Raw genomic sequence first — 21189 nt, forward strand, 5'->3', positions numbered from 1 at the left:
AGGACTTAGATAACTAAGTCCTTTTTTATTTTAATGGAAGTTTTATTTAATTTTTAAAACTTCTGCTGTATGTTTTCTCATTTCTGCTAAAAGCTCTGGTTTATCATTCAGCGTTTTACCATAAGATGGAATCATTGTTTTCATTTTCGCTTCCCATTCAGGTGTTTTAATTTGATTTGTAAAACATCTGCTGATTAAATCAACCATAATGGCAACTGCAGTTGATGCTCCCGGAGAAGCTCCTAATAATACTGCTAAAGTTCCGTCGTGTGTTGTAATTACTTCTGTTCCAAACTCCAAAACTCCGCCGCCATTTTCACCTTTTTTAATTACCTGCACACGCTGACCTGCTTTTTCTAATTTCCAGTCTTTAGAACGTGCACTTGGCAAATATTCACGAAGTGCTTTCATTCTGTCTTTTGGAGACTGACGAACCTGCTCAATTAAATATTTTGTTAGTGGAATATTATGAAATCCGGCAGAAAGCATCGGAATCAAATTGTTTGCTTTTATTGATAATGGCAAATCTAAATAAGACCCATTTTTTAGGAAACGTGTTGAGAATCCTGCGAATGGTCCAAAAAGAAGTGCTTTTTCGCCATCAATTACACGTGTATCAATATGCGGAACAGACATTGGAGGTGCACCTACGCTTGCTTTTCCGTACACTTTTGCCTGATGTTTTGCAATAACTTCCGGGTTTGTACATTTTAACCATTGACCGCTTACCGGGAAACCTCCGTAACCGTCACCTTCGGGAACATTTGCTTTTTCTAATAAAGGCAATGAACCACCTCCTGCTCCAATAAATACAAATTGGGTATAGGCTTTTCTTTTTTGACCTGTAGCTAAATCGGTGATTTTAATTCTCCATGATTTATCCTCACGCTGTCTTAATTTTTGAACTTCGTGATTAAAATATAAAGTTACCCCGTCTAATTTTTCAAGATAATTAAACATGCTTCTGGTTAAGGCTCCGAAGTTAACATCGGTACCAATTTCCATGTGGGTTGCTGCTAATTTTTCTCCTTCTTCTCTGCCTTCCATTACAAGAGGCATCCATTCTTTCAGTTGATTAAAATCTGTACTGAAAGTCATTTCAGAAAAAATTGGATTACTTTGAAGTGCTTCGAATCTCGTTTTAAGATATTCTACGTTTTTTTCTCCCCAAACGAAACTCATGTGAGGAACACTTTTAATAAAATTTTCAGGAGAAGGAACTTTATTTTCCTGTACTAAATACGACCAGAACTGGCGTGAAATTTCAAAAGATTCTGCTATGCTGATTGCTTTTTTAGGATCGATACTTCCATCTGCTTTTTCTGGAGTATAATTTAATTCACAAAAGGCAGAGTGTCCGGTTCCTGCATTATTCCAGGCGTCTGAACTTTCGGCAGCTGCCACATCTAATCTTTCGTAAATTTCAATTTTTATATCGGGCTGCAGCTCTTTCAAAATTAATCCAAGAGTTGCACTCATAATTCCAGCTCCAATAAGCACTACTTCACTATTGGAACGTATTGTATTGTCAGGCATAACAGTAATTTGTTTTAAAATGCAAAGGTACTTTTTTCAATCGCAAAAAAAAACTAATTTTTACATGATAAAAGTTAGAAAATTATAAATTTTTCTAAAAAAGAAGATTTAGTCAGAAATAAACTTAAAAACGCTTAGACGAAAGGTAATCCTGCAGCATAATTGTTGCGGAAATTTCATCGATCAAGCCTTTATTTTGGCGTTGTTTTTTACTTAGTCCGCTGTCAATCATAGTTTGAAAAGCCATTTTTGAAGTAAAACGTTCGTCTCCGCGGATTACTTTCATTTCAGGAAAAATATTCGAGAAATGAGTTACAAAACCATTAATCACAGATGCACTTTCTGATGGCTGACCGTTCATTTGTTTTGGTTCGCCAATTAAAACTGCTTCTACTTTTTCTTTAGCAAAATAATCTTTTAGAAAATCAACTAAAGTATGAGTAGGAATTGTAGTTAAACCAGATGCTATAATCTGCATTTCGTCTGTAACAGCAATTCCAGTGCGTTTTTGTCCGTAGTCTATGGAGAGGATTCTTGGCATTTTATTTAAATTAACAATACAAATATAAACTTATTTAAATTTATACTTTTAAATTAAAAACAAAAGGCCCGTCTTGAAAACTCAAAACGGACCCGAACCTAAATATTTAAAACTAAAAATTATTCTCTTTTATCGGTTAAATAATCTGCCGAAAAAACCTCTGTGCTCCTCTTCTTCTTGCTCTTCTTCATAATGAGCAAACTTTGCCTGATTTTTTTCATGATCGTAAATCAACTCCTTTATATATTCAACATAAGATTTCTTTTTTTCTTCTAAAAAACCAATCAAATATTTCTCGCTAAACTCTACGCCGCTTGCCGCCTCAATTTGAAGCAACTTTTTATATAATGGCTCAATATGCATCGCAATCACTTCTTGCGGAACAGCTTGTCTTCTTCCAAAATAATTTACAATAACACCGTTTTCATCTCTTGCAATATCAAAATCTGTAATGACCCAATAATATCTTCCTGATTTTGCCAGATTTTTTACGATTGCATGAAAGTTTTTTCCGTTTTTAAGATTTTCCCAAAGCACTTTAAAAATAACTTTTGGCATATCGGGATGACGTATAATATTATGCGGCTGTCCCATTAATTCATAATCTTCGTAACCACAAACATCAACAAAAACTTCATTGGCATATTCAATAATACCAAAAGCATTTGTTTTACTCATAATTACCTGCGTTTTATCCCACGTAACTTCTTTATCGATTATTGTAACTGGGGTTCGAAGTTGATTTTCCTGATTCATGTTTAGTAGATTTTATATGTTTTGGATTGGATTTTTAATCCTGATTTCTCAGAATTAATCCGGCAAAAGTAGATGGAAGAAAAAGCAAAGAATCTGACATTTGTCATATTTTGATATAAAAAAAACTTTTAGCGGTATATTATTTAAATCGAAATTATATTCAGAAAACGTAATTTATCAAATTAAAAACAAAAAGTTATATTTATAACACTTTCAGCTCCGTTTACTTTTTTGCTTTTCCGTAAATACGTTATCTTTGCCAAAAATTTAAACTATGAATTCTTTACAGACTATAATTGAACAAGCTTGGGAAAACAGAGCTTTATTACAAGAAAAAACTACAACTGACGCTATTAGAGAAGTTATCGAATTAGTTGATGCAGGAAAATTACGTGTTGCTGAACCAGTTGGTGATGCTTGGCAGGTAAACGAATGGGTTAAGAAAGCGGTTGTAATGTATTTCCCAATTCAAAAAATGGAAACATGGGAATCTGGTATTTTCGAATATCACGATAAAATGTTGCTAAAAAGAGGTTATGCTGCAAAAGGAATTCGTGTAGTACCAAATGCTGTGGCACGTTACGGAGCTTACATTTCAAGCGGTGTTATTTTAATGCCGAGTTATGTAAATATTGGTGCTTATGTTGACGAAGGAACTATGGTTGATACTTGGGCAACTGTTGGCAGCTGTGCACAAATTGGTAAAAACGTTCACTTAAGCGGTGGTGTTGGTATTGGTGGTGTTTTAGAACCATTACAAGCTGCTCCGGTAATTATTGAAGACGGTGCTTTTATTGGTTCTCGTTGTATTGTTGTAGAAGGAGTTCACGTTGGTAAAGAGGCTGTTCTTGGTGCTAACGTTTGTTTGACTGCTTCAACAAAAATTATTGACGTTACGGGCGACGAACCAGTTGAAATGAAAGGTTTTGTTCCTGCACGTTCAGTGGTAATTCCTGGAAGTTACACTAAAAAATTCGCTGCTGGTGAATTTCAAGTTCCATGTGCTTTAATTATTGGTACTCGTAAACCATCTACAGATTTGAAAACTTCATTAAATAATGCACTTCGCGAATACGACGTTGCGGTATAATTTATAAAGAACAAATAAATTAAAAAATCCAAATTCCAATTGATTATGATTGGAATTTGGATTTTTTTTGCTTCAATTTGTAACCAATTAAAAGATTCCCTTTTTAGATGAAGATACTTGTTATTCAACAAAAAATGATTGGAGACGTTTTAGTCAGCAGTATTATTTGCAATAATCTGCGTACTGCTTATCCAGATGCTCAAATAGATTATTTGGTTTATGCTTCGACAACTCCGGTTTTAGAAGGTAATTCAAGCATTGACAACATCATTTTATTTGAAGAAAAACATCGAAAAAGCAAAAAAGAATTATTGAAACTTGGTTTTCAAATTCGAAATGAAAAATACGATCTGGTTATTGATGCGTATTCAAAATTAGAAAGCTGGATATTAGTATTTTTAAGCAACGCCAAAAGAAAAATCTCTTATAAAAAACCCGGAAGAAATTTTCTTTACACAGATAATGTTCCTTTTGCACCTTTTCCTAAAACCAATTTAGGTTTGGCAATTGAAAGAAGACTTTCATTAATTGAGCCTTTAGATTTAAAAGTTGAAATAGATCCAATTCCGAAATTATTTGTTTCCGAAAAAGAAAATCAGGAAGCTATATCGGTTTTTGAAAAACATAATGTTCGCAAAGACAGAAAAACAGTAATGATCAGTCTTTTAGGAAGCGAGAAATTAAAAACGTATCCGCTTGAATTCATGTCGAAAGTAGTGGATTATATTGCAGATAATGCCGATGTAAATATTCTTTTTAATTATTTCCCGAAGCAGATTGAAGATGCAAAAACTGTTTTTAACGCCTGCAAACCTTCCACTCAGGAAAAAATATATTTTGATTTATTAGGCGGCGATTTACGTTCGTTTATTGCGATTATGAATCAATGTGATTTAATTATCGGAAATGACGGCGGCGCCATAAATATGGCTAAAGCGCTTGAAAAACCATCGTTTATAATTTTCTCTCCTTGGATTGAAAAGAAAATCTGGGCTACATTTGAAGACGAAATCCACCATTTATCTGTGCATTTAAAAGATTATCGTTCGGATTTATTTGAGCAGAAATCTGAAAAAATGCTTAAAAAAGAAGCTTTGTCTTTGTATCAGGAATTTAACCCTGAATTTTTTAAAGACAAAATTGAATCATTTCTAGAAAAAAATATCCGCTAAAAATGATTTCGTCTCCAAAACAACTTTTATCGGCTTTACTAATCACTTATAACGAAGAATCTAACATACGTGAGGTTCTTGATAATCTGGCTTTCGCCGATGAAATAATTATAGTTGATTCTTTTAGTACCGACAAAACTTTCGAAATTGCATCGACGTACAAAAATGTAAAAATTGTACAGCGTGCTTTTGATAATTTTGCGATTCAGCGAAACTATACAATAGATTTAGCTTCCAATTCATGGATTCTTTTTATCGATGCCGACGAGCGAATAAGCCCTGAATTGCAGCAAGAAATTAGTACAGAAATAAATCAGCCAAAAAGTGCTTCAGCTTATTTTTTCCGTAGAGATTTTATCTTCGAAAACAAGAAATTATACTTTAGCGGCTGGCAGAATGATAAAATTATTCGTCTTTTTAGAAAAGAAAATGCACGTTATAACAACAATAAAATTGTACACGAAAAACTAATCGTAAAGGGAGAAACTAAAAAATTAAAGCACAAATTAACGCACCATTCTTATTCTAATTACGAGGATTATAAGCAAAAAATGATTTTCTACGGACAGTTAAAGGCGCAGGAAGAGTTAATAAAGAATACTAACCCTAACTTTTTTCATTTCTGTATTCGACCTGTTTATCAGTTTTTAAACCAATATTTATTGAGACTCGGATTTTTAGACGGAAGAAAGGGAATTATTATCTGTTACTTAAATGCTTTAAGTGTAGCGGTTCGTTTTAAGGAACTTAAAAAAATCCAGAGACAAATTAAGATTTCTTCCAGAACTTAAGTTTCTTTTTCAATCTTTTCTTTCTTGCAAATTCTTCCTGAAAAGTAGAAGTTGCCTGCCACATTTTTTCGAAAATTTCTTTTTCAGATTTATCCGTATAGAATTTAGAATATTCATTACTCATTACAGCGATCATTTCTTTTTTAGGCGTTAAACGGCTAAAATTGTTCATGCGCTGTTCAAAACTCATATTATCATGAAAATTCATTCGGTTTAAATCGACCAAAAAGAAACTATAAGTATTGTTTTCGTTCTTTTTAATCAATGTATTTCCCGGCGAATGATCAAGAAACTCTACTCCTTTTTCATGAAGATCAAAAGTGAATTTTATAAACTGTCTTAGAATATTATCATTATCAGGATATTCAGGAATTTCTACCAATTCTCTATAAGTCAACTCTGTAATTAAATGTTCGCTAGCATAATAACTGTCTTTTAAACCCACAAAATTAAAATTTTCAAGAAATGCAATTGGTTCTGGAGTTCCAATTCCTTTTTCTAATAAAATCGTGGCATATTCAAACGAACGTCTGGCTTTTGATTTTCTAAAGTATCGGTAAGCAATTTTGTTAACTATATTCGGAATTTTAAATGATTTGATATTGATTGTTTTTCCATCTAAATCAAACAATTTTATCTTATTACGATCTCCGTTTCCAAAAAGTTCGCCAGACGAGCCAAACGTTTTGATGGTATCCAGAATTGACGGAGCATTATTTTCGAAAGAAGGATTTACTTTAAAATTCATCAGTAGCTTTTTATAAGGGGACAAAAATACGGATACGATTTAAGACTTCAAATTATTATTGTACTTTCGTAAAAAAAGAAAATAATGTCCCAAAAAAGTATTTTTCTAGAAACGCATAATATCAACAACAGAGCATCGGGTTTAGGAACTTTTAATTATGAATTAATTAAAGGATTGTCTACGTTAGATTTTAATAATTATGAACTAACGCTGAACAGTGCAAAACCAGAACTTTTAAAAGACGAATTTAAGGATAAATTTAAATACCATAAATACAGCAGTCTTTCAAGACATCCGTTGTTTAGAATTCGAAAAAAATACGATTTATGGCATTCTGTAAATCAAAACATTAAAGTTGAGCCTTTTCACAAAATAAATTATCTGCTTACTGTTCACGATATTCATTTTGTAGAAGAAGTTTCAAACGATAAAAGCCCTAAATTAAAGAGGCTTTTTGCAGAAAAATTAGAAAGATCTAATGCAATTACTTATATCTCAGAATTTGCAAAAACACACACGCACGAACATTTTAATGTTCCAAATGTTCCCGAATATGTAATTTATAACGGAAACCCAATTTCGACGCTTTTAGATACTTCTGCTTTTGTTTCAAATGTTCCTGTTGACAAACCTTTCTTTTATTCTATTGGAGATTTTATAGAAAGAAAAAATTATGTTTCGATCATTAACATGATGAAATTAATTAAGGATTTTAATTTAATTATTTCCGGAAATAACAATAAAAAATACGGTGAAGAAATCAAGAAACTTATTTCTGATAATAATTTAGAAAATCAGGTTTTTTTAACCGGAAAAGTGTCTGATGAAGGAAAGCAGTTTTACATGAAAAACTGTACTGCGTTCCTTTTCCCTTCAATTCGAGAAGGTTTCGGACTTCCGCCAATTGAAGCGATGAGTTTTGGTAAACCTGTATTTTTATCTGATAAAACTTCGCTCCCTGAAATTGGAGGCGATGTATCTAATTATTGGAACAATTTTGATCCTGAATACATGAAAGATATTCTTTTTAACGGATTAACCAATTTTGACAATAACAAAACCGAAATCGAAAATCAGCTTAAAAAAAGAGCTGCAAGTTTCGATTGGAAAGTTGCAGCTGCTGAATATTTTAATGTTTACAAAGAGATCGTAAAATAAATTCTATTTATTTAAATGCTTAAACCACTGCCCGACATTTTTTTTCCAAATGAAAAAATCTGAGGGCAGAACTTTAAAAAAGTCAAGGTTATTTTTGATTTCATTAAAAGTTGAACCTTTAACAAACGCCAGCTTTTTCCATTTTTCTGGTTCCATATAAAAGAAGTTTCGCATGCTTTTATAGTTGCACTCGTTTACGGTTTCCCATTTATTCAGAAACTCTTCTTTATTGATATCGGTATCGTGTCCCCAATTGTTAAACTTCATTTCCAGTTCTTCTTTTGTTCTGGATATACATTCGTGTAAAATTGGTCCTTTAAAATAAATGATTCTTTTACGGGTTTGTCTTCCTATTTTATAACTAGGATAGTTTGTAGCCACCATAATTTTGGTTGGCTTTTTAACATACAAAACTCCCTTATCTAATCTTTTATAAAGATTTATAAGGCATGGAGAAATCTGAACCTGATTTTTTTCGGGATTATTCAAAAAATGATTTTTTGACTTCAAGAATTTTACAAATCCTTTGAAATCCAAAAAATATTCGTCTGCATCTAATTGAATGAGCCAGTTTCCTATTCCCATTTTTTCAGCAAGAATTTTTCTTTCCAAAACTTCGCATTGCATACTGGTCAGTTCCGGATGATAAAAATTATCTTCTAGTATTTCTATTTTAGAATCGACATCAATCGTCCTCAACCATTGAAAAAAATCATCTTCTATAACAAAAGATTCTCCTTTCCAGGTCTTTCTTTCCTTATCAATTGCTAAAAAAATTGAGTCAGATTCTTTATATACTTGTGGAATAGCAATTTTAAGCAATTCATAATCATACGAAACTAAAAATCCGACCTGAATTTTTTTCATTTATTTAAATTTGTTAGGGGCAAAGATAAAAACATTCCGAAATTATCTACGAAAATTGCTTTCGAATTTTTAAGATAATTTTAACTTAAACATTATCTTTGCCTTATAAAACAAAAACCATGCAAATTCTTCAATTTCCTGAAATTTCTGTGATAATTCCTGTGTTTAATGCTGCTTCATTTTTGCATGAAAGCATAGAAAGTATCTTAAATCAAACATTCTCAGACTTTGAACTTATCATATTAAACGATAAATCTACTGATGAAAGTTTAGAGATAATTAAAAAATTTCAAGCTAAAGATAATCGAATAATTATTATAGACAAAGAACAGAATGTTGGACCTGCAAACCTTAGGAATGAAGGTATTAACGCTGCAAAAGGCACTTATATTGCATTGATGGATGCTGATGATATTGCTTTACCAACACGTTTTGAGAAACAAATTGAAGTATTAAAAAACAATTCGGAAATTGGAGTTTGCGGAACATGGTTCACCTTTTTTGGATCAAAAAAAGATAAAATCATAAAGCATAATACAAATCCTGATGCTATAAAAGTATCTTTTTTACACAGTTGTAACATCGGAAATCCAACTGTAATGTTTAAGAAAGAGGTTTTAGGAGATTTAAAATTCGATAACGATTATGTTCCTGTTGAGGATTATGATTTATGGAGCAGATTATTGGCTAAAACTAACTTTTATAATATCCCTGAATCTTTATTAAATTACAGACAGCACAATAACAATATCAGTAAAACAAAAATTGATAATGTAAACCGATCTGTAAAAAGAGTAAAAGTAAATCAATTGGCTGCGCTTGAAATTGATCCTGCAAATCCAAAAATTGATTTTTACCTAAATGCTGTTTCGTTTAAAAAAGGGCTTTCGCCAGAAGAAATTATCGAAACTATTAATGCATCTAAATTTCTGCTTTCTCAAAATGAAAAGTTAGGCTATTTTAATCCTGAAATTTTTCAAAAACATATTACTAAAAATTTAATCCGCATTATTAGAAATGCGGAATCGTATAAACTTTCATTCTATAAACACTTGAAAAATAACGAAGACACATTATTCCAAAAAATAAACTTCGTTGATAAAGTGCTTCTTTATTTTAAATCCTTAACCGGGAAGTAATAATTAGATATTTGTTTTAATATATCGCCACAGATATTTTATTTTTAATGATAAACTGGCTTTGTCTAAAAATTCACTTATAGCTTTCTCCAGTTCTTCAATAGTTTTATATTGATCCGTTTTACGTAATTTTAAAGCTTCAAATGCTGAGGCTTTTAATAAAGTTGCCATAACTTTTTTCATGTTATTAGTTCTGGCCTGCGGAATATTATCAAGTATTTCTTTTATATTTAAATAAGAAGAATAACGCTGGAAAAAAGGTGTTTTTAAGGAATAAACTCCGCCCGGATGCCATCTGTAAACTGCGCCTTGAAAATTTAGAAACGCTCCTTTTCCATTGCAAAGTGCTAATGCATAAAGTGTGTTATCTTTTCCGTACTTGAATTTTTTATAATCTAAAGGATCAACGGCTTCTTTTCTAAAAAGACTTGTTAAGGTATAAGTGCAATAAGGTTGAAAAAGGGTATTAAAATCAATTGTGTAAACAGCTGGCAAAGTGCTACTGAAATCATTAGGAATTAATTCGTTTTCTTTTTTGGTAAGGAAATCTGTCCATGTAATTGCATAATCAAGATTGCTTTCTAAAAAGTCTACTTGTTTTTGCAGTTTTAATTCATCTATCCAATAATCATCTCCTTCACATAAAGCAATGTATTTTCCCTGCGCCATTGGAAACGTAATATCACTCCAAAAATTAATCTTTTGAGAATATTGATTTTCTTTCTGTAAAACGGTTTTAATAATTAAGGGATATTTTTTGGCAAATTCAGTAACAATACTGGCTGTATTATCTGTTGAAGCATCATCATGTACAATGATCTCAAATGGAAATGTCGTTTTCTGACTTAAAAAACCTTTTAAAGTTTCTGTAATAAATTTTTCATGATTAAAAGTATCGCATAAAATACTAACGATTGGTTTTTGTATATCGCCAGTCCAATTTAAAATAATGCTGTTTTGATCTCTCATGAAATATTATTTCGTTTTTTAAATTAATTTTGATTGTATTCTAAAAGTCTAATTTCTTTGCAGGAATACCAAAAACGGTAGTATTTTCTTTTACATTTTTAATCACAAGACTGCAGGCACCAACTGTCGCACCTTTGCGGACAGTTACATGCGGAAGCACAGTTGCACGAGTATTAAGAGTTGTTTCTTCTTCAAGAACAACAAAACCTCCTGTAAAAGAATACGAACTTAAATGTGCCCATTTACGAATTTTGGTATCGTGGCCCAGACCAACATATCCTTGTATCGTCACAAAATCTTCGATAATACAATCATTGCTGATGTTTGCATACATAAAAACCAGCAAACCGATACCAACAACAGCATTTGTATTCAATTTTGTAGAGGGGTGAATTAAATTAATAAAACTGCCTCCTTTTGACATAATCAGCTCGGCGTAATGTTTTTTCCATTTAACGGTTCCTAATGCGCAGACAAAAACATCGTTCTCCTGAATTACATAATCTTCTACAGAAGAAATAATTGAAGGATAATTTTCAAAACCATCAAGCGCATCTGCCTTATCGTCCAAAAAACCTTTGATTACATATTCGAGATTGTAACCTGAACATTGTGTCGCAAGGTCATAAACTTCACGTCCAAATCCTCTTGCACCAACTATTATTAAATTTTTCATTACTCTATAATTAAGTTACAGGCAGCCCAGGAATATCCTACTCCAAAACCTGCTAATATTAAATTTTTAATATCAGTTAGTTTTTCTTGTTTTTGAGCTTCGTATAAAGCGATTGGAATGGTTGATGAAACGGTATTACCACAATGTTCCATTGCAATAAAAAACTTTTCTTCAGGGATTTTTATCTTTTTTCTTAAGTGATTCAGCATGTATTTATTTGCCTGATGAAAAATAAATAAGTCTATATCCTCTTTTGATAAGTTTGATTTATCTAAAATTGCTTCTGTAAGTTTCGGAACAAACTCACCTGTGAAATTGAAAATTTCGGTTCCGTTCATGAACAAATTTTTATCGTTTCGAACGTTTCCAAATTCATCCTGAATATCTTCATTTTCATTGGAAACCGGAAAACGCATTCCGCCTTGTTTTACAATTAGGTTTTCTGCCCCTGTTCCATCAGTACCAAAAATAAAATTGCCTATTGAACAAAAACCTTTTTCACTGGTTATTAAAGTTGCCGCGGCGGCATCCCCAAATATGGTTTTGTTGCTTTTGTCTTTTGGATGAATGAATTTTGAATAGGTTTCTGAAGTAATCAGCAAAACATTTTTTGCCATTTCACCCGCAATTAAACCTTTTGCTAAACTTAATCCGTAAACAAAACCAGAACATCCTAAATTAAAATCTAAAGCTCCAATTGAAGTATTTAATCCTAATTTATCCTGAATAATACAAGCCGTTGTAGGCAAAAAGTAGTCAGGGCTTTGCGTACAAAACAATAAATAATCAATTGTAGACCGATCAATATTATGTTCTGCAAATAATTTTTCTGCAGCTTTAACCGCCATGTCTGATGAAAATTCATCACCAGCACTTATATGTCGGGAATTAATCCCCGTTTTTGAACTTATCTTTTCAATATCCCATTCTGGAAATGCCTGATTAATTAAATCGTTCGATAAAATTTCTTCAGGTAAATAATATGATATGGCTTTAATATTTGCTTTCATCTTCAAATTATATGGTTGAAGTCCTTCCGCCGTCTAATACCAAATTTTGTCCGGTAATCCAGCTGCTTGCATCAGATAACAAAAATACAATTGGGTTGGCAACCTGAACGGGATCTCCGTATCCTAAAGGATATTTTTTTTCGTCTTGCTGAATTACTTCTAAAGATAAATCTTCAATAGATTTTGACGTAATTTCCGTTTTTACCATTCCTGGTGAAACGCAGTTTACACGAGTTTTGCTTGATGCAAATTCGTTTGCCCAAACTTTAGAAATTGCAATTAATGCGCCTTTACTTGCCGCATAAATTCCATTTCCTTTCATACCAAATAAACCGGCAATTGAAGAAACTAAAACAATAGAACTTCCTTTATTAATTTTCTTCTTTTTAAAAACTAAATTAACCAAGTAAGCAATTGAATCAAAATTGATGCTTCGCATTTCATTCATTAATTCTTCTGAATAAAATTTAACAGGCGCCAAAGACACAATTCCTGCCGAATGTACAATTCCGTCAACATTTTCGATTGTATCAACAATAGATTTAATATCTTCCATTTGAGATAAATCTGCCGTTATGAAACTATTTTCATTTCCGCATTCTTCTATTAATTTTTCCAAAAAATCTTTACGTCTTGCAATTGCTATAAAACTTCCGCCCTGCCTTGCAATGGCCAAACAAGTTTCATAACCAATTCCCGAAGATGCTCCGGTTACTAAAATTTTTTTTCCTGATAAATCAAATGGATTCATTATATCTGTTTTTGTTCTTTTGTTTATTAAAATATTCATAAAACTTCAAAATTCTAAATTCTTCATTGCCAAATATTGGAGAATGGTCTTTAAAATTTTTTAAGTTAGACTGAATATTTTCTACAATTTTTTTATCTTCATTTAAAACTAAATCCAGAGAATCGTTTGAACTTGTATTTATAAAATCAATAATATTTTGTTCTGATTCGCTTAACTCTTTTTCAAATTTTGGAGCAAAATAGCGTACTCTTAAATTTGTTTTTGAAGGAGATTCCGGAAGCATAAATCCTAAATAAAACCCTTTTCCTTCAACTGAACTTACAAATGCATTTGGATACAGATAAAAATGTAAATATCCCTGCGTTTTAAAAGTTCTTCCTGCCAAGGATTTTTCGATAATTTTATTTGGTTTTACATCTTCACCTTTTGGAAATTCGCACCAGCTGTGTGCATCAAAAAAATCAAATTTCTCTGGTGGAACAGATCCAAATCCCATTTTTGCAAATGAATTTTCATGAACTGATGTACAGTGATAGCATTCCAGAACATTTTCTATTAAAAGTTTCCAGTTTACTTTGTGCTCAATTGTATAATCGATTGTTTTTGAACCAAAATGCTGGCTTATTTCTTCAAGCGGTGTAAAAATATTGCCTAAATACTGCTCTAAAGTTTTATCGAACTTATCATTAAGTTTTAAAAAGATAAAATCACCGCAAAAGGCAACTTCATATTCTTTAAGTCTTAACTCGTTTATGTGATCTCTTTCAAAAGAATTTCGGCACATTAATCCCACAACATTTCCTTTTTTGCCGTAAGTCCAGTTATGATACAAACAGGAAGAAACCCTGTTTCCAAAAGGTTCTTCGTGTATCGTATTAAATCTGTGAAGACAAACGTTTTGAAAAGACTTTATGGTGCCATTAAAATTTTGAATAAAAATTTTATCGCCGTAGTATTCAAAAGTTACAAAATCGTTGTTGTTTAAGAGTTCATTTTTGTGAGCTGCTAAAATCCAGGATTCATTAAAAAACAAGGATTTTTCTTTTAAATAAACTTCATCGTCTATATAATCCAGATTCTTTATCATATTTCTATTAAATCAGAAATCACAACATTATCCAGCTTAATTCTCGCTGTTCCCCAAGATAAACCAACTCCAAATCCGCAAACTATTAAATCTTTAGAAGCGTTTGTTAAACTCTCCTTCAATTCGGCAGCAATAGTTAAAGGAATTGTGGCAGAAGAGGTATTTCCAAATTCTTTTAATGAGTAAGGAACTTTTTCAACCGGTAGTTTTAATTTTTTGACAATCATTTTATTCATCATCAAATTAGCCTGATGAAATACGAAATGATCTATTTTATCAATATCAATCTCAAATTTTTCAACAAGTTTTTTTACGGTTTTAGGAGCTTGTGAAATTCCGAAACCAAAGACATCCATTCCGTCAAGAACCAAATTGCAGGCATTACGGCTGATTCCTTCTTCAATATCTTTTACAATAAGGGAATCTTCATTTATTCTGTTTCTTGACCCTCCGTCAGGAACAATAATAGCTTTATATCCAGAACCATCTGTACCTAAGTCAAAAAGTAAATTTTCTGCTTTTTCATCAAATTCAAATGCAGTGGCACTTCCTCCATCACCAAAAAGCGGAACTGTACTTTTATCTTTTTTAGACAATAGTTTACTGCTTGTATCTCCGGCTAAAAGCAAACCTTTTTTTAAACCAGCAGCTTTCATCATTCCCGCAATAATCGACATTCCGTAAACATAACCAGAACATCCCAGCGGAACATCAAAAGCAATACAATTAGTAGATAATCCTAATCTGTCCTGAAGTATTGCGGCAGAAACAGGTAAAATATAATCGGCAGTCTGAGAAACAAAAACCAGAATTTCAATTTCGTCTTTCTGCCAATTTAAATCTTTAATAAGCTTTTCGGCGGCTTCACAGCATAAATCAGATGTGCAAATTTCTTTTGTAGCAATACGTCGTTCTTCAACTCCGGTTGCTTCAATAAATTTTTGAATTTCTTCTGATGTTAATATATCTAAATCGACATTTAGTTCCTTATTTTTAGGAACGCAGCAGGAAATACCTTTTATTGCAATATCATTTACTGAAAAAGCTGCCATTTAATTATGCTTTATTTTTAATTATTTTGAAGATGTCATTTAATGAATTAGAAGATTTAATTTCATCTCCTGTTAATTTTACATCGTATTCTTCATCTGCCATTGCAATTAATGATAATGCAGTTAGCGAATTCCATTCGTCTAAATCTCTAAAAACAGTTTCCTGTGTGATTAAAGCTGCATCTGTATCATCTAAAATATCTGCAAAATTTTTCAAAAAAGCGTTGATTTCCATAGTAATCTTAAATTTATTTTGTGTTCATTTTTTACATTAATCATACCAAATATCAAAAACACATCCTTATTAATCGGATTAAAAACTTTAACTTCCTGTTTACCAATCAGGTTAACCAAAAGTTTTACTTCTTAAAATGTTATAATATTCAGTTATGTCAAAAATTAAGGTTTCTTTTCCTAATTTTACCCCGCAAATATAACAATAGTTTATCCGTAATGATAAATTAAACTCATTAAATCCATAATTAAATGATTCCTGTAACCAAAACTTTTTTGCCCCCGCAAGAAGAATATAATTCTTATGTAAAACGTGCATGGGATAAAGTTTGGCTAACAAATAGAGGCGAACTTACTTTAGAATTAGAAGATAAGCTTAAAAATCTTCTTGACGTTTCTAATTTGATAATTACTAATAACGGTACAATTCCTATCCAAATTGCCTTAAAACTTTTTGGAGAAGGCGGTGAAATTATCACTACACCATTTTCATATGTTGCCACATCTGCGGCAATTGTATGGGAAAACTGCAAACCTGTATTTGTAGATATCAATCCGGATTATTTAACAATTGACGAAACCAAAATTGAAGCTGCAATAACACCAAAAACAACTGCAATATTAGCAACACATGTTTTTGGAAATCCGTGTGATGTTATTGCTATCGAAAATATTGCAAAAAAACACAATCTAAAAGTTATTTATGATGCCGCACATTGTTTTGGAGTTAAATTCAACAATCAGTCTGTATTTAATTTTGGCGATGTAAGTACTTGTAGTTTTCACGCCACTAAATTATTCCATACGGGAGAAGGCGGTGCTATGTTTTGCAACGATGCTGCTATTTTTCATCAACTTTATTACAGTCATAATTTTGGTCATAATGGTCCTTTAGCTTTTCATGGTTTAGGAATAAATGCTAAAATTTCTGAACTGCAGTCGGCAATGGGGCTAGCGGTACTTCCTTATATGGATCATATCGTTTCTGAAAGAAAAAAAGTGGTTGATTTTTATAATAACAATTTAAATTTCAATACTGTAAAAACTTTAAAAATAAGAGAAAACACAGAATGGAATTATAGTTATTATCCAGTAATTTTAGATTCGGAAGAAACTTTATTACGCGTTTCAGAAGCTTTAGCAAAAGATGATATAATTCCTAGACGTTATTTTTATCCTTCTTTGAATACTATAGAATATACAAAAGGAGAAAAAATGCCTGTTTCTGAATCTATTGCATCAAGAATTTTATGTTTACCGTTATATGTGGGAATTTCTGAAGCCGATTTAAAAAATATAACTCAAATTATAAATACACAAACATCATAATTAACAGCTTTATGCTGTTACTATTTAAAAATATTTTAGGTCATGAATCAAGATATAAATACAGAAGTTCACAATGCTTATGAAGTGATTAAAGAAGGCGGCATTATTCTTTACCCTACAGATACTGTTTGGGGAATAGGTTGTGACGCTACTAATCCTGAAGCTGTTGCCAAAATCTACAAACTAAAACAACGCGCCGAAACACAAAGCATGATTGTTTTAATGAATGGAGAAAAAATGATGTACAACGTTTTTAAGAACATTCCGGAAGTGGCCTGGCAGATTATGGATTTATCTGAAAAACCAACCACTTTAATTTTAGATGATGCCAGAAATGTAGCTCATAATGTTATTTCAGCCGATAAATCTCTTGGAGTTCGATTGGTAAAAGAACCTTTTTGTTTCAAATTAATGGAAAGAATGAAAAAACCATTGGTTTCGACTTCTGCAAATATTTCAGGACAGCCTACTCCTATTTCTTTCAAAGACATTAGTCCCGAAATTATTAAAGGTGTTGATTATGTTGTAAAACTAAATCAGGATAAAATTGCCGGAAAACCATCAACAATCATCAAATTAACAAACGACTCGCAGGTAAAAGTTATTCGTAAGTAATTTTAGATTTTAGAGTGTAGATTTTAGAGTGTAGATTTTTTAAATAAAGAACCTAGAATCAAAGGCTTCGACTTCGATTAGCCTGACAGACCTATAATGTCATCCTGAGCGAAGTCGAAGGATATTTCAATTAGAACTTAGAATCTTAGCAACTCAGAACCTTAGCAACTTAACTCTGAACCTTTGCACCTAAAAACTAAACAACTTTTAAACTCTCAATCAACCAGTCGATATCTTCTTTTGTATTGTAATGACTAAATGAAATTCGGAGATTTGGTAATTTTAAATCATCCTCTGAGAGCATTTCTTTTAAAACATGCGAAGGTTTTATACTTCCGGACTGGCAGGCACTTCCTCTTGAAACTGCAATTCCTTTCATGTCTAAGCTAAATAAAAGCATTGAAGTTTTATCTGAAGAAAAAGGTAACGTGATATTTATGATATTATAAAAATCATCTTTCTTTCCGTTAATTTTAAAACCAGGGAAATTAAGTTCCAATTGTTCTATTAGATATTTTTTCAGGTCAGAAATATGATTTCTTTCTGCCTCTAAATTTTCATACGAAAGAGACAAAGCTTTTGCCATTCCTGCAATTTGATGCACAGCTTCTGTTCCGGCACGAAGACCTTTTTCTTGTTCTCCGCCAAAAATTAAAGGCTGCAAACCGGAGTTTTTTCGAATAAAAGCAAAACCAACACCTTTTGGTCCGTGGAATTTATGAGCACTTGCCAGAATAAAATCTACAGGAGCTTTTTGAAGATCGATTTCTGTTTTTCCAATTGATTGAACAGTGTCTGAATGAAATAAAGCATTGTATTGTTTACAGATCACACCAACTCTATCCAGATCTAAAACAGTTCCTGTTTCGTTGTTTACGTGCATTAAACTAACAATGGTTTTCTTTTCATCAGAAAGTAAATTAGAAAGATGCGTTAAATCAATACTTCCGTCTTGATTAACATTTACGTAATCAACCTGAATATTGTAATCAGACTGCAAGGCCAAAACACTGTATAAAACAGCATGATGCTCAATTTTTGTAGTTATGATACGCTCAACTTTAAGATCTTCAACTGTCGATCTTAAAATCCAGTTATTTGCTTCTGTTCCGCCAGAAGTAAAAATAATTTCCTGTGCTGAGCAGTTTAAATGTTTGGCAATACTTTTTCTTGAGAGTTCTAAAACTGTTTTTGCATTTCGCCCAAAACTATGCGTAGAAGACGGGTTACCAAAATCTTCTGCCATAATTTTAGTCATTTCCTGAATGACTTCAGGTCGCATAGCAGTTGTTGAGGCGTTATCGAGGTATACTTTTTTCATTGATGCAAAGTTATGAAATATCAATTGTCTAATCTAAAAGTTCATTTGCCAAATTTTTCACTATTTTTGACCCAAATAAAATTACGATGAAAAAATATGTAAGCCTTTTAATATTGGCTCTTTTGTTAAACGGATGCGACGACGGCGATTTAACTGTAGATACAATTAATTTTGAAGATATTCAGACTTCGGCAAGCTGTCCTAATTCAAGTACTGATGAGACTGCTCCAACTCTAATTTATAAATTAAAAACTCAGGAATCATTAGTAATCCAGATGCCGGCAAACAGTATTAAAACTGATGCCACACCAGTTGGCGATCCGCTTATTTACGATATTAACAATTCAACTTATCGTGTCCTTTACAGAGCTTACGACGGCAAAGTTGAAGTTAATAATATTTGTGGTACAATACCGCCAAGAACACCAAATGTAACAGAAGAATGGCAGGCTAAAGCAGGTATAATTGAAATTACATCGACACAGGTTACAGGTGATAAAAGTGCAACTGACGGAAGCACAAGAATTACAGGTTATAATCATCAAATTGTTTTTAGAAACATTACTTTCTTAAAACCTGCAGGTCCTCAAACAGAAGAAGAATTTGTTTTTGGAAATTATACTACTTCGGCAGATCCGATAAATTTAACTTTTACAAATGTACCAACGCAATGTACAGATAAGAAACAAGTTTTTAATTTTAACCCAACTTCTTATATGCAGGTTAATAATCTGGATCAGGATCTTATTAAACAAGTACCAGGTACAAGATCTAAAGCAATAACAGCAACAGCAAACAATATAAATTATACTACTTTTAAATCTAATACAGGGACTTTAACCAGCAATTATTTTTGTATAAGCCCTGCACCTTCAGCACCAGCTGTAAGCACAGTTTGGAATAGCGTAGCAGATAATAATGGTATCGTTGAAGTTACAACAACAGCAACAGGAACAACAAGTGTTGTTTACAAGCATACTATTACCATAAAAAATGTTACCCTTAAGAAAGGGAACAGCAGTTTTTATTTAGCAGATAATTTTGTTCTTGGTACAATAACTGATGCGCCGGTAACAGCGCCTACAGCTAAAAAATAGCAAAAAAATATTCTTACAAAAAACGCCTGTTTTTTGATCCGGTTTTTTTGTAAATCAGATTCAAAAAGCAGACGTTTTTTTATGCTTAAAAATAAAGGATTTCAAGTCTTAAAAATTCTTTTATTTATTGTTTTGGCGAATATAAACTTCGGTTGCACCTAAACCGTATTTTTGATAATTGGCATCCTGAAAATCAATTCCGTCATAACGGCCTAATAAAAAATCAAGTTCGGCTTTTAAAATTCCTTCACCGACACCGTGAATAAAAACGATTTTTGGAATGCGGTTTTTAATTGCAAATTCGATATGTCTTTTTGCAGTTTCTGTCTGCAGCGTCAGGATATCATAATTTGACATTCCGCGTTTATTAGGAACCAGTTTTTCGATATGCAAATCAAATTCCGGAGCCGAAATTTCGCGTTTATCTTTCTTTTCTTTCACAAAACTCCTCGGTTTTGGCTCTGTTTTCTCTTTCGTAACTTCATCTAAATCAATTCTTTTAATAGAATTCATTAAATTACTGGAATCCTGAATTTTAAGTAATTCATTGACAAAAAATGTCATCATAAATCCGTCTTCCGTTTCAATTAAAACTTCTTTATTTTTAACCGAAACCACTGTTCCGTTTATCGCTTCGTCTAATACCGAAACCTTATCTCCTTTAATCAACATCCTGCTCCTCTTTTTCTTGATTTTTACTTGGCGTTTTTGCACTTAACTGCATCATTCCATACATAAAAACGGCAATAGCAATTACCATTATATAGATATTTTTGTCATCAGAAACCTGCTCATATAATGCAACTGAAATGGCAAGAATCATAATTAAAATTTTAAAAGCTTTCATTTTCTAAAGTTTAAGAATCCAAAAGTATAAAACTTTAAAATAGAAGTTTCTTTCTTCTGAAATGTTATCGAATATTTTTTTGTAAAATTGTAAAAAATTACGCTGTGAATTTAGAGAAATATATGATCCCCTGCCTCTTCAAAAAACTCTTCGGAATTGAATGTCTGGGCTGTGGTTTTCAACGTTCTTTATTCTTACTTTTTCAAGGTGAATTTTCGGCCGCTTTTAAAATGTATCCGGCCATCTACACTACGCTGTTATTTTTAATTTTATTGGCTTTATATTTTTTGGATAAATCCAGAAACTATCAAAAAATCATCTGGAAAGCTGCCGGCATAAATATCATTTTTATGTGTTTGGGTTATTACTACAAACACTTTTATCTTTGATATTTTAAGTCCGT

24 protein-coding genes are annotated in these 21189 nt (G+C 32.0%); 9 read left to right on the plus strand and 15 right to left on the minus strand.

Annotated features, from left to right (window positions below; translation table 11 throughout):
* Positions 1-42: 42 nt before the first annotated feature.
* The 3 genes from J2Y38_RS08150 to J2Y38_RS08160 all read right to left on the minus strand — a co-directional run bounded on the left by J2Y38_RS08150 (position 43) and on the right by J2Y38_RS08160 (position 2833).
* On the minus strand, positions 43-1536 hold the full coding sequence (locus J2Y38_RS08150) for a malate:quinone oxidoreductase (protein ID WP_309841158.1): 1494 nt from the start codon (positions 1534-1536) through the stop codon (positions 43-45).
* A 124-nt stretch (positions 1537-1660) separates the two neighbouring features.
* A complete protein-coding gene (ruvX, locus tag J2Y38_RS08155; RefSeq protein ID WP_073482460.1) occupies positions 1661-2077 on the minus strand; it encodes a Holliday junction resolvase RuvX in 417 nt (138 codons plus the stop codon).
* Positions 2078-2206: 129 nt separating this feature from the next.
* On the minus strand, positions 2207-2833 hold the full coding sequence (locus J2Y38_RS08160) for a PAS domain-containing protein (RefSeq protein ID WP_309841160.1): 627 nt from the start codon (positions 2831-2833) through the stop codon (positions 2207-2209).
* A 274-nt stretch (positions 2834-3107) separates the two neighbouring features.
* Here J2Y38_RS08160 and J2Y38_RS08165 point away from each other — a divergent pair, with 274 nt between their 5' ends.
* The 3 genes from J2Y38_RS08165 to J2Y38_RS08175 all read left to right on the plus strand — a co-directional run bounded on the left by J2Y38_RS08165 (position 3108) and on the right by J2Y38_RS08175 (position 5886).
* Positions 3108-3923 carry a 2,3,4,5-tetrahydropyridine-2,6-dicarboxylate N-succinyltransferase gene (locus J2Y38_RS08165; RefSeq protein ID WP_309841163.1) on the plus strand — a complete coding sequence of 272 codons (816 nt, stop codon included), beginning with the start codon at positions 3108-3110 and terminating at the stop codon, positions 3921-3923.
* Positions 3924-4030: 107 nt separating this feature from the next.
* Positions 4031-5095 carry a glycosyltransferase family 9 protein gene (locus J2Y38_RS08170; protein ID WP_309841165.1) on the plus strand — a complete coding sequence of 355 codons (1065 nt, stop codon included), beginning with the start codon at positions 4031-4033 and terminating at the stop codon, positions 5093-5095.
* Positions 5096-5097: 2 nt separating this feature from the next.
* On the plus strand, positions 5098-5886 hold the full coding sequence (locus tag J2Y38_RS08175) for a glycosyltransferase family 2 protein (RefSeq protein WP_309841167.1): 789 nt from the start codon (positions 5098-5100) through the stop codon (positions 5884-5886).
* On the opposite strand, the gene J2Y38_RS08180 is transcribed toward J2Y38_RS08175, so the two are convergent.
* Positions 5864-6634, minus strand: a complete 771-nt coding sequence (locus tag J2Y38_RS08180; RefSeq protein ID WP_309841169.1) for a Kdo domain containing protein — start codon at positions 6632-6634, stop codon at positions 5864-5866. The two genes, J2Y38_RS08175 and J2Y38_RS08180, sit on opposite strands and share 23 nt — an antisense overlap.
* Before the next feature lie 84 nt (positions 6635-6718).
* Here J2Y38_RS08180 and J2Y38_RS08185 point away from each other — a divergent pair, with 84 nt between their 5' ends.
* Positions 6719-7792, plus strand: a complete 1074-nt coding sequence (locus J2Y38_RS08185; RefSeq protein ID WP_309841171.1) for a glycosyltransferase family 1 protein — start codon at positions 6719-6721, stop codon at positions 7790-7792.
* Positions 7793-7795: 3 nt separating this feature from the next.
* Here the strand turns inward: J2Y38_RS08185 and J2Y38_RS08190 are convergent, their stop codons facing one another.
* Entirely contained in the window at positions 7796-8659 is an 864-nt protein-coding gene (locus J2Y38_RS08190; RefSeq protein WP_309841173.1) for a hypothetical protein, read from the minus strand.
* A gap of 119 nt (positions 8660-8778) precedes the next feature.
* Between J2Y38_RS08190 and J2Y38_RS08195 the strand changes: the two genes are divergently transcribed.
* Positions 8779-9798 carry a glycosyltransferase gene (locus J2Y38_RS08195; RefSeq protein ID WP_309841175.1) on the plus strand — a complete coding sequence of 340 codons (1020 nt, stop codon included), beginning with the start codon at positions 8779-8781 and terminating at the stop codon, positions 9796-9798.
* Positions 9799-9801: 3 nt separating this feature from the next.
* Here the strand turns inward: J2Y38_RS08195 and J2Y38_RS08200 are convergent, their stop codons facing one another.
* From J2Y38_RS08200 to J2Y38_RS08230, 7 genes are read right to left on the minus strand one after another with little or no spacing between them, the layout of a single operon-like run.
* Complete coding sequence (locus J2Y38_RS08200; RefSeq protein WP_309841177.1) at positions 9802-10767, minus strand: glycosyltransferase; 966 nt, start codon at positions 10765-10767, stop codon at positions 9802-9804.
* A 40-nt stretch (positions 10768-10807) separates the two neighbouring features.
* Positions 10808-11443, minus strand: a complete 636-nt coding sequence (locus J2Y38_RS08205; protein WP_309841178.1) for an acetyltransferase — start codon at positions 11441-11443, stop codon at positions 10808-10810.
* Positions 11443-12453 (minus strand): ketoacyl-ACP synthase III, encoded by a 1011-nt coding sequence (locus tag J2Y38_RS08210; RefSeq protein WP_309841180.1) that lies wholly within the window; start codon positions 12451-12453, stop codon positions 11443-11445. The genes J2Y38_RS08205 and J2Y38_RS08210 overlap by 1 nt, the downstream gene beginning before the upstream one ends.
* Before the next feature lie 7 nt (positions 12454-12460).
* Positions 12461-13204 carry an SDR family oxidoreductase gene (locus J2Y38_RS08215; RefSeq protein ID WP_309841182.1) on the minus strand — a complete coding sequence of 248 codons (744 nt, stop codon included), beginning with the start codon at positions 13202-13204 and terminating at the stop codon, positions 12461-12463.
* Entirely contained in the window at positions 13191-14291 is a 1101-nt protein-coding gene (locus J2Y38_RS08220) for an SRPBCC family protein (RefSeq protein WP_309841183.1), read from the minus strand. Before J2Y38_RS08220 ends, J2Y38_RS08215 begins: the two co-directional genes overlap by 14 nt.
* The gene (locus J2Y38_RS08225; RefSeq protein ID WP_309841184.1) at positions 14288-15343 is read right to left on the minus strand and encodes a ketoacyl-ACP synthase III; all 1056 of its coding nucleotides are present in this window, start codon (positions 15341-15343) and stop codon (positions 14288-14290) included. Before J2Y38_RS08225 ends, J2Y38_RS08220 begins: the two co-directional genes overlap by 4 nt.
* A gap of 4 nt (positions 15344-15347) precedes the next feature.
* Positions 15348-15578 (minus strand): phosphopantetheine-binding protein, encoded by a 231-nt coding sequence (locus tag J2Y38_RS08230; protein ID WP_309841187.1) that lies wholly within the window; start codon positions 15576-15578, stop codon positions 15348-15350.
* A gap of 251 nt (positions 15579-15829) precedes the next feature.
* Here J2Y38_RS08230 and J2Y38_RS08235 point away from each other — a divergent pair, with 251 nt between their 5' ends.
* Together J2Y38_RS08235 and J2Y38_RS08240 are read left to right on the plus strand one after the other, a co-directional pair.
* On the plus strand, positions 15830-16906 hold the full coding sequence (locus tag J2Y38_RS08235) for a DegT/DnrJ/EryC1/StrS family aminotransferase (RefSeq protein WP_309841189.1): 1077 nt from the start codon (positions 15830-15832) through the stop codon (positions 16904-16906).
* A 42-nt stretch (positions 16907-16948) separates the two neighbouring features.
* Entirely contained in the window at positions 16949-17521 is a 573-nt protein-coding gene (locus J2Y38_RS08240; protein ID WP_309841190.1) for an L-threonylcarbamoyladenylate synthase, read from the plus strand.
* A 196-nt stretch (positions 17522-17717) separates the two neighbouring features.
* Here J2Y38_RS08240 and J2Y38_RS08245 read toward each other — a convergent pair whose 3' ends face one another.
* Positions 17718-18842 (minus strand): cysteine desulfurase family protein, encoded by a 1125-nt coding sequence (locus J2Y38_RS08245; RefSeq protein WP_309841192.1) that lies wholly within the window; start codon positions 18840-18842, stop codon positions 17718-17720.
* 86 nt (positions 18843-18928) lie between these two features.
* On the opposite strand from J2Y38_RS08245, the gene J2Y38_RS08250 reads away from it, so the two are divergent.
* Positions 18929-19939 (plus strand): hypothetical protein, encoded by a 1011-nt coding sequence (locus tag J2Y38_RS08250; RefSeq protein WP_309841194.1) that lies wholly within the window; start codon positions 18929-18931, stop codon positions 19937-19939.
* 120 nt (positions 19940-20059) lie between these two features.
* Here J2Y38_RS08250 and J2Y38_RS08255 read toward each other — a convergent pair whose 3' ends face one another.
* On the minus strand, positions 20060-20611 hold the full coding sequence (locus J2Y38_RS08255) for a Smr/MutS family protein (RefSeq protein WP_309841195.1): 552 nt from the start codon (positions 20609-20611) through the stop codon (positions 20060-20062).
* On the minus strand, positions 20601-20786 hold the full coding sequence (locus J2Y38_RS08260) for a hypothetical protein (protein WP_053473640.1): 186 nt from the start codon (positions 20784-20786) through the stop codon (positions 20601-20603). Before J2Y38_RS08260 ends, J2Y38_RS08255 begins: the two co-directional genes overlap by 11 nt.
* Before the next feature lie 122 nt (positions 20787-20908).
* Between J2Y38_RS08260 and J2Y38_RS08265 the strand changes: the two genes are divergently transcribed.
* A complete protein-coding gene (locus tag J2Y38_RS08265) occupies positions 20909-21175 on the plus strand; it encodes a DUF2752 domain-containing protein (protein ID WP_309842061.1) in 267 nt (88 codons plus the stop codon).
* Positions 21176-21189: the final 14 nt, after the last annotated feature.

This window comes from Flavobacterium sp. 2755, from assembly GCF_031455715.1.
Taxonomy (GTDB): domain Bacteria; phylum Bacteroidota; class Bacteroidia; order Flavobacteriales; family Flavobacteriaceae; genus Flavobacterium.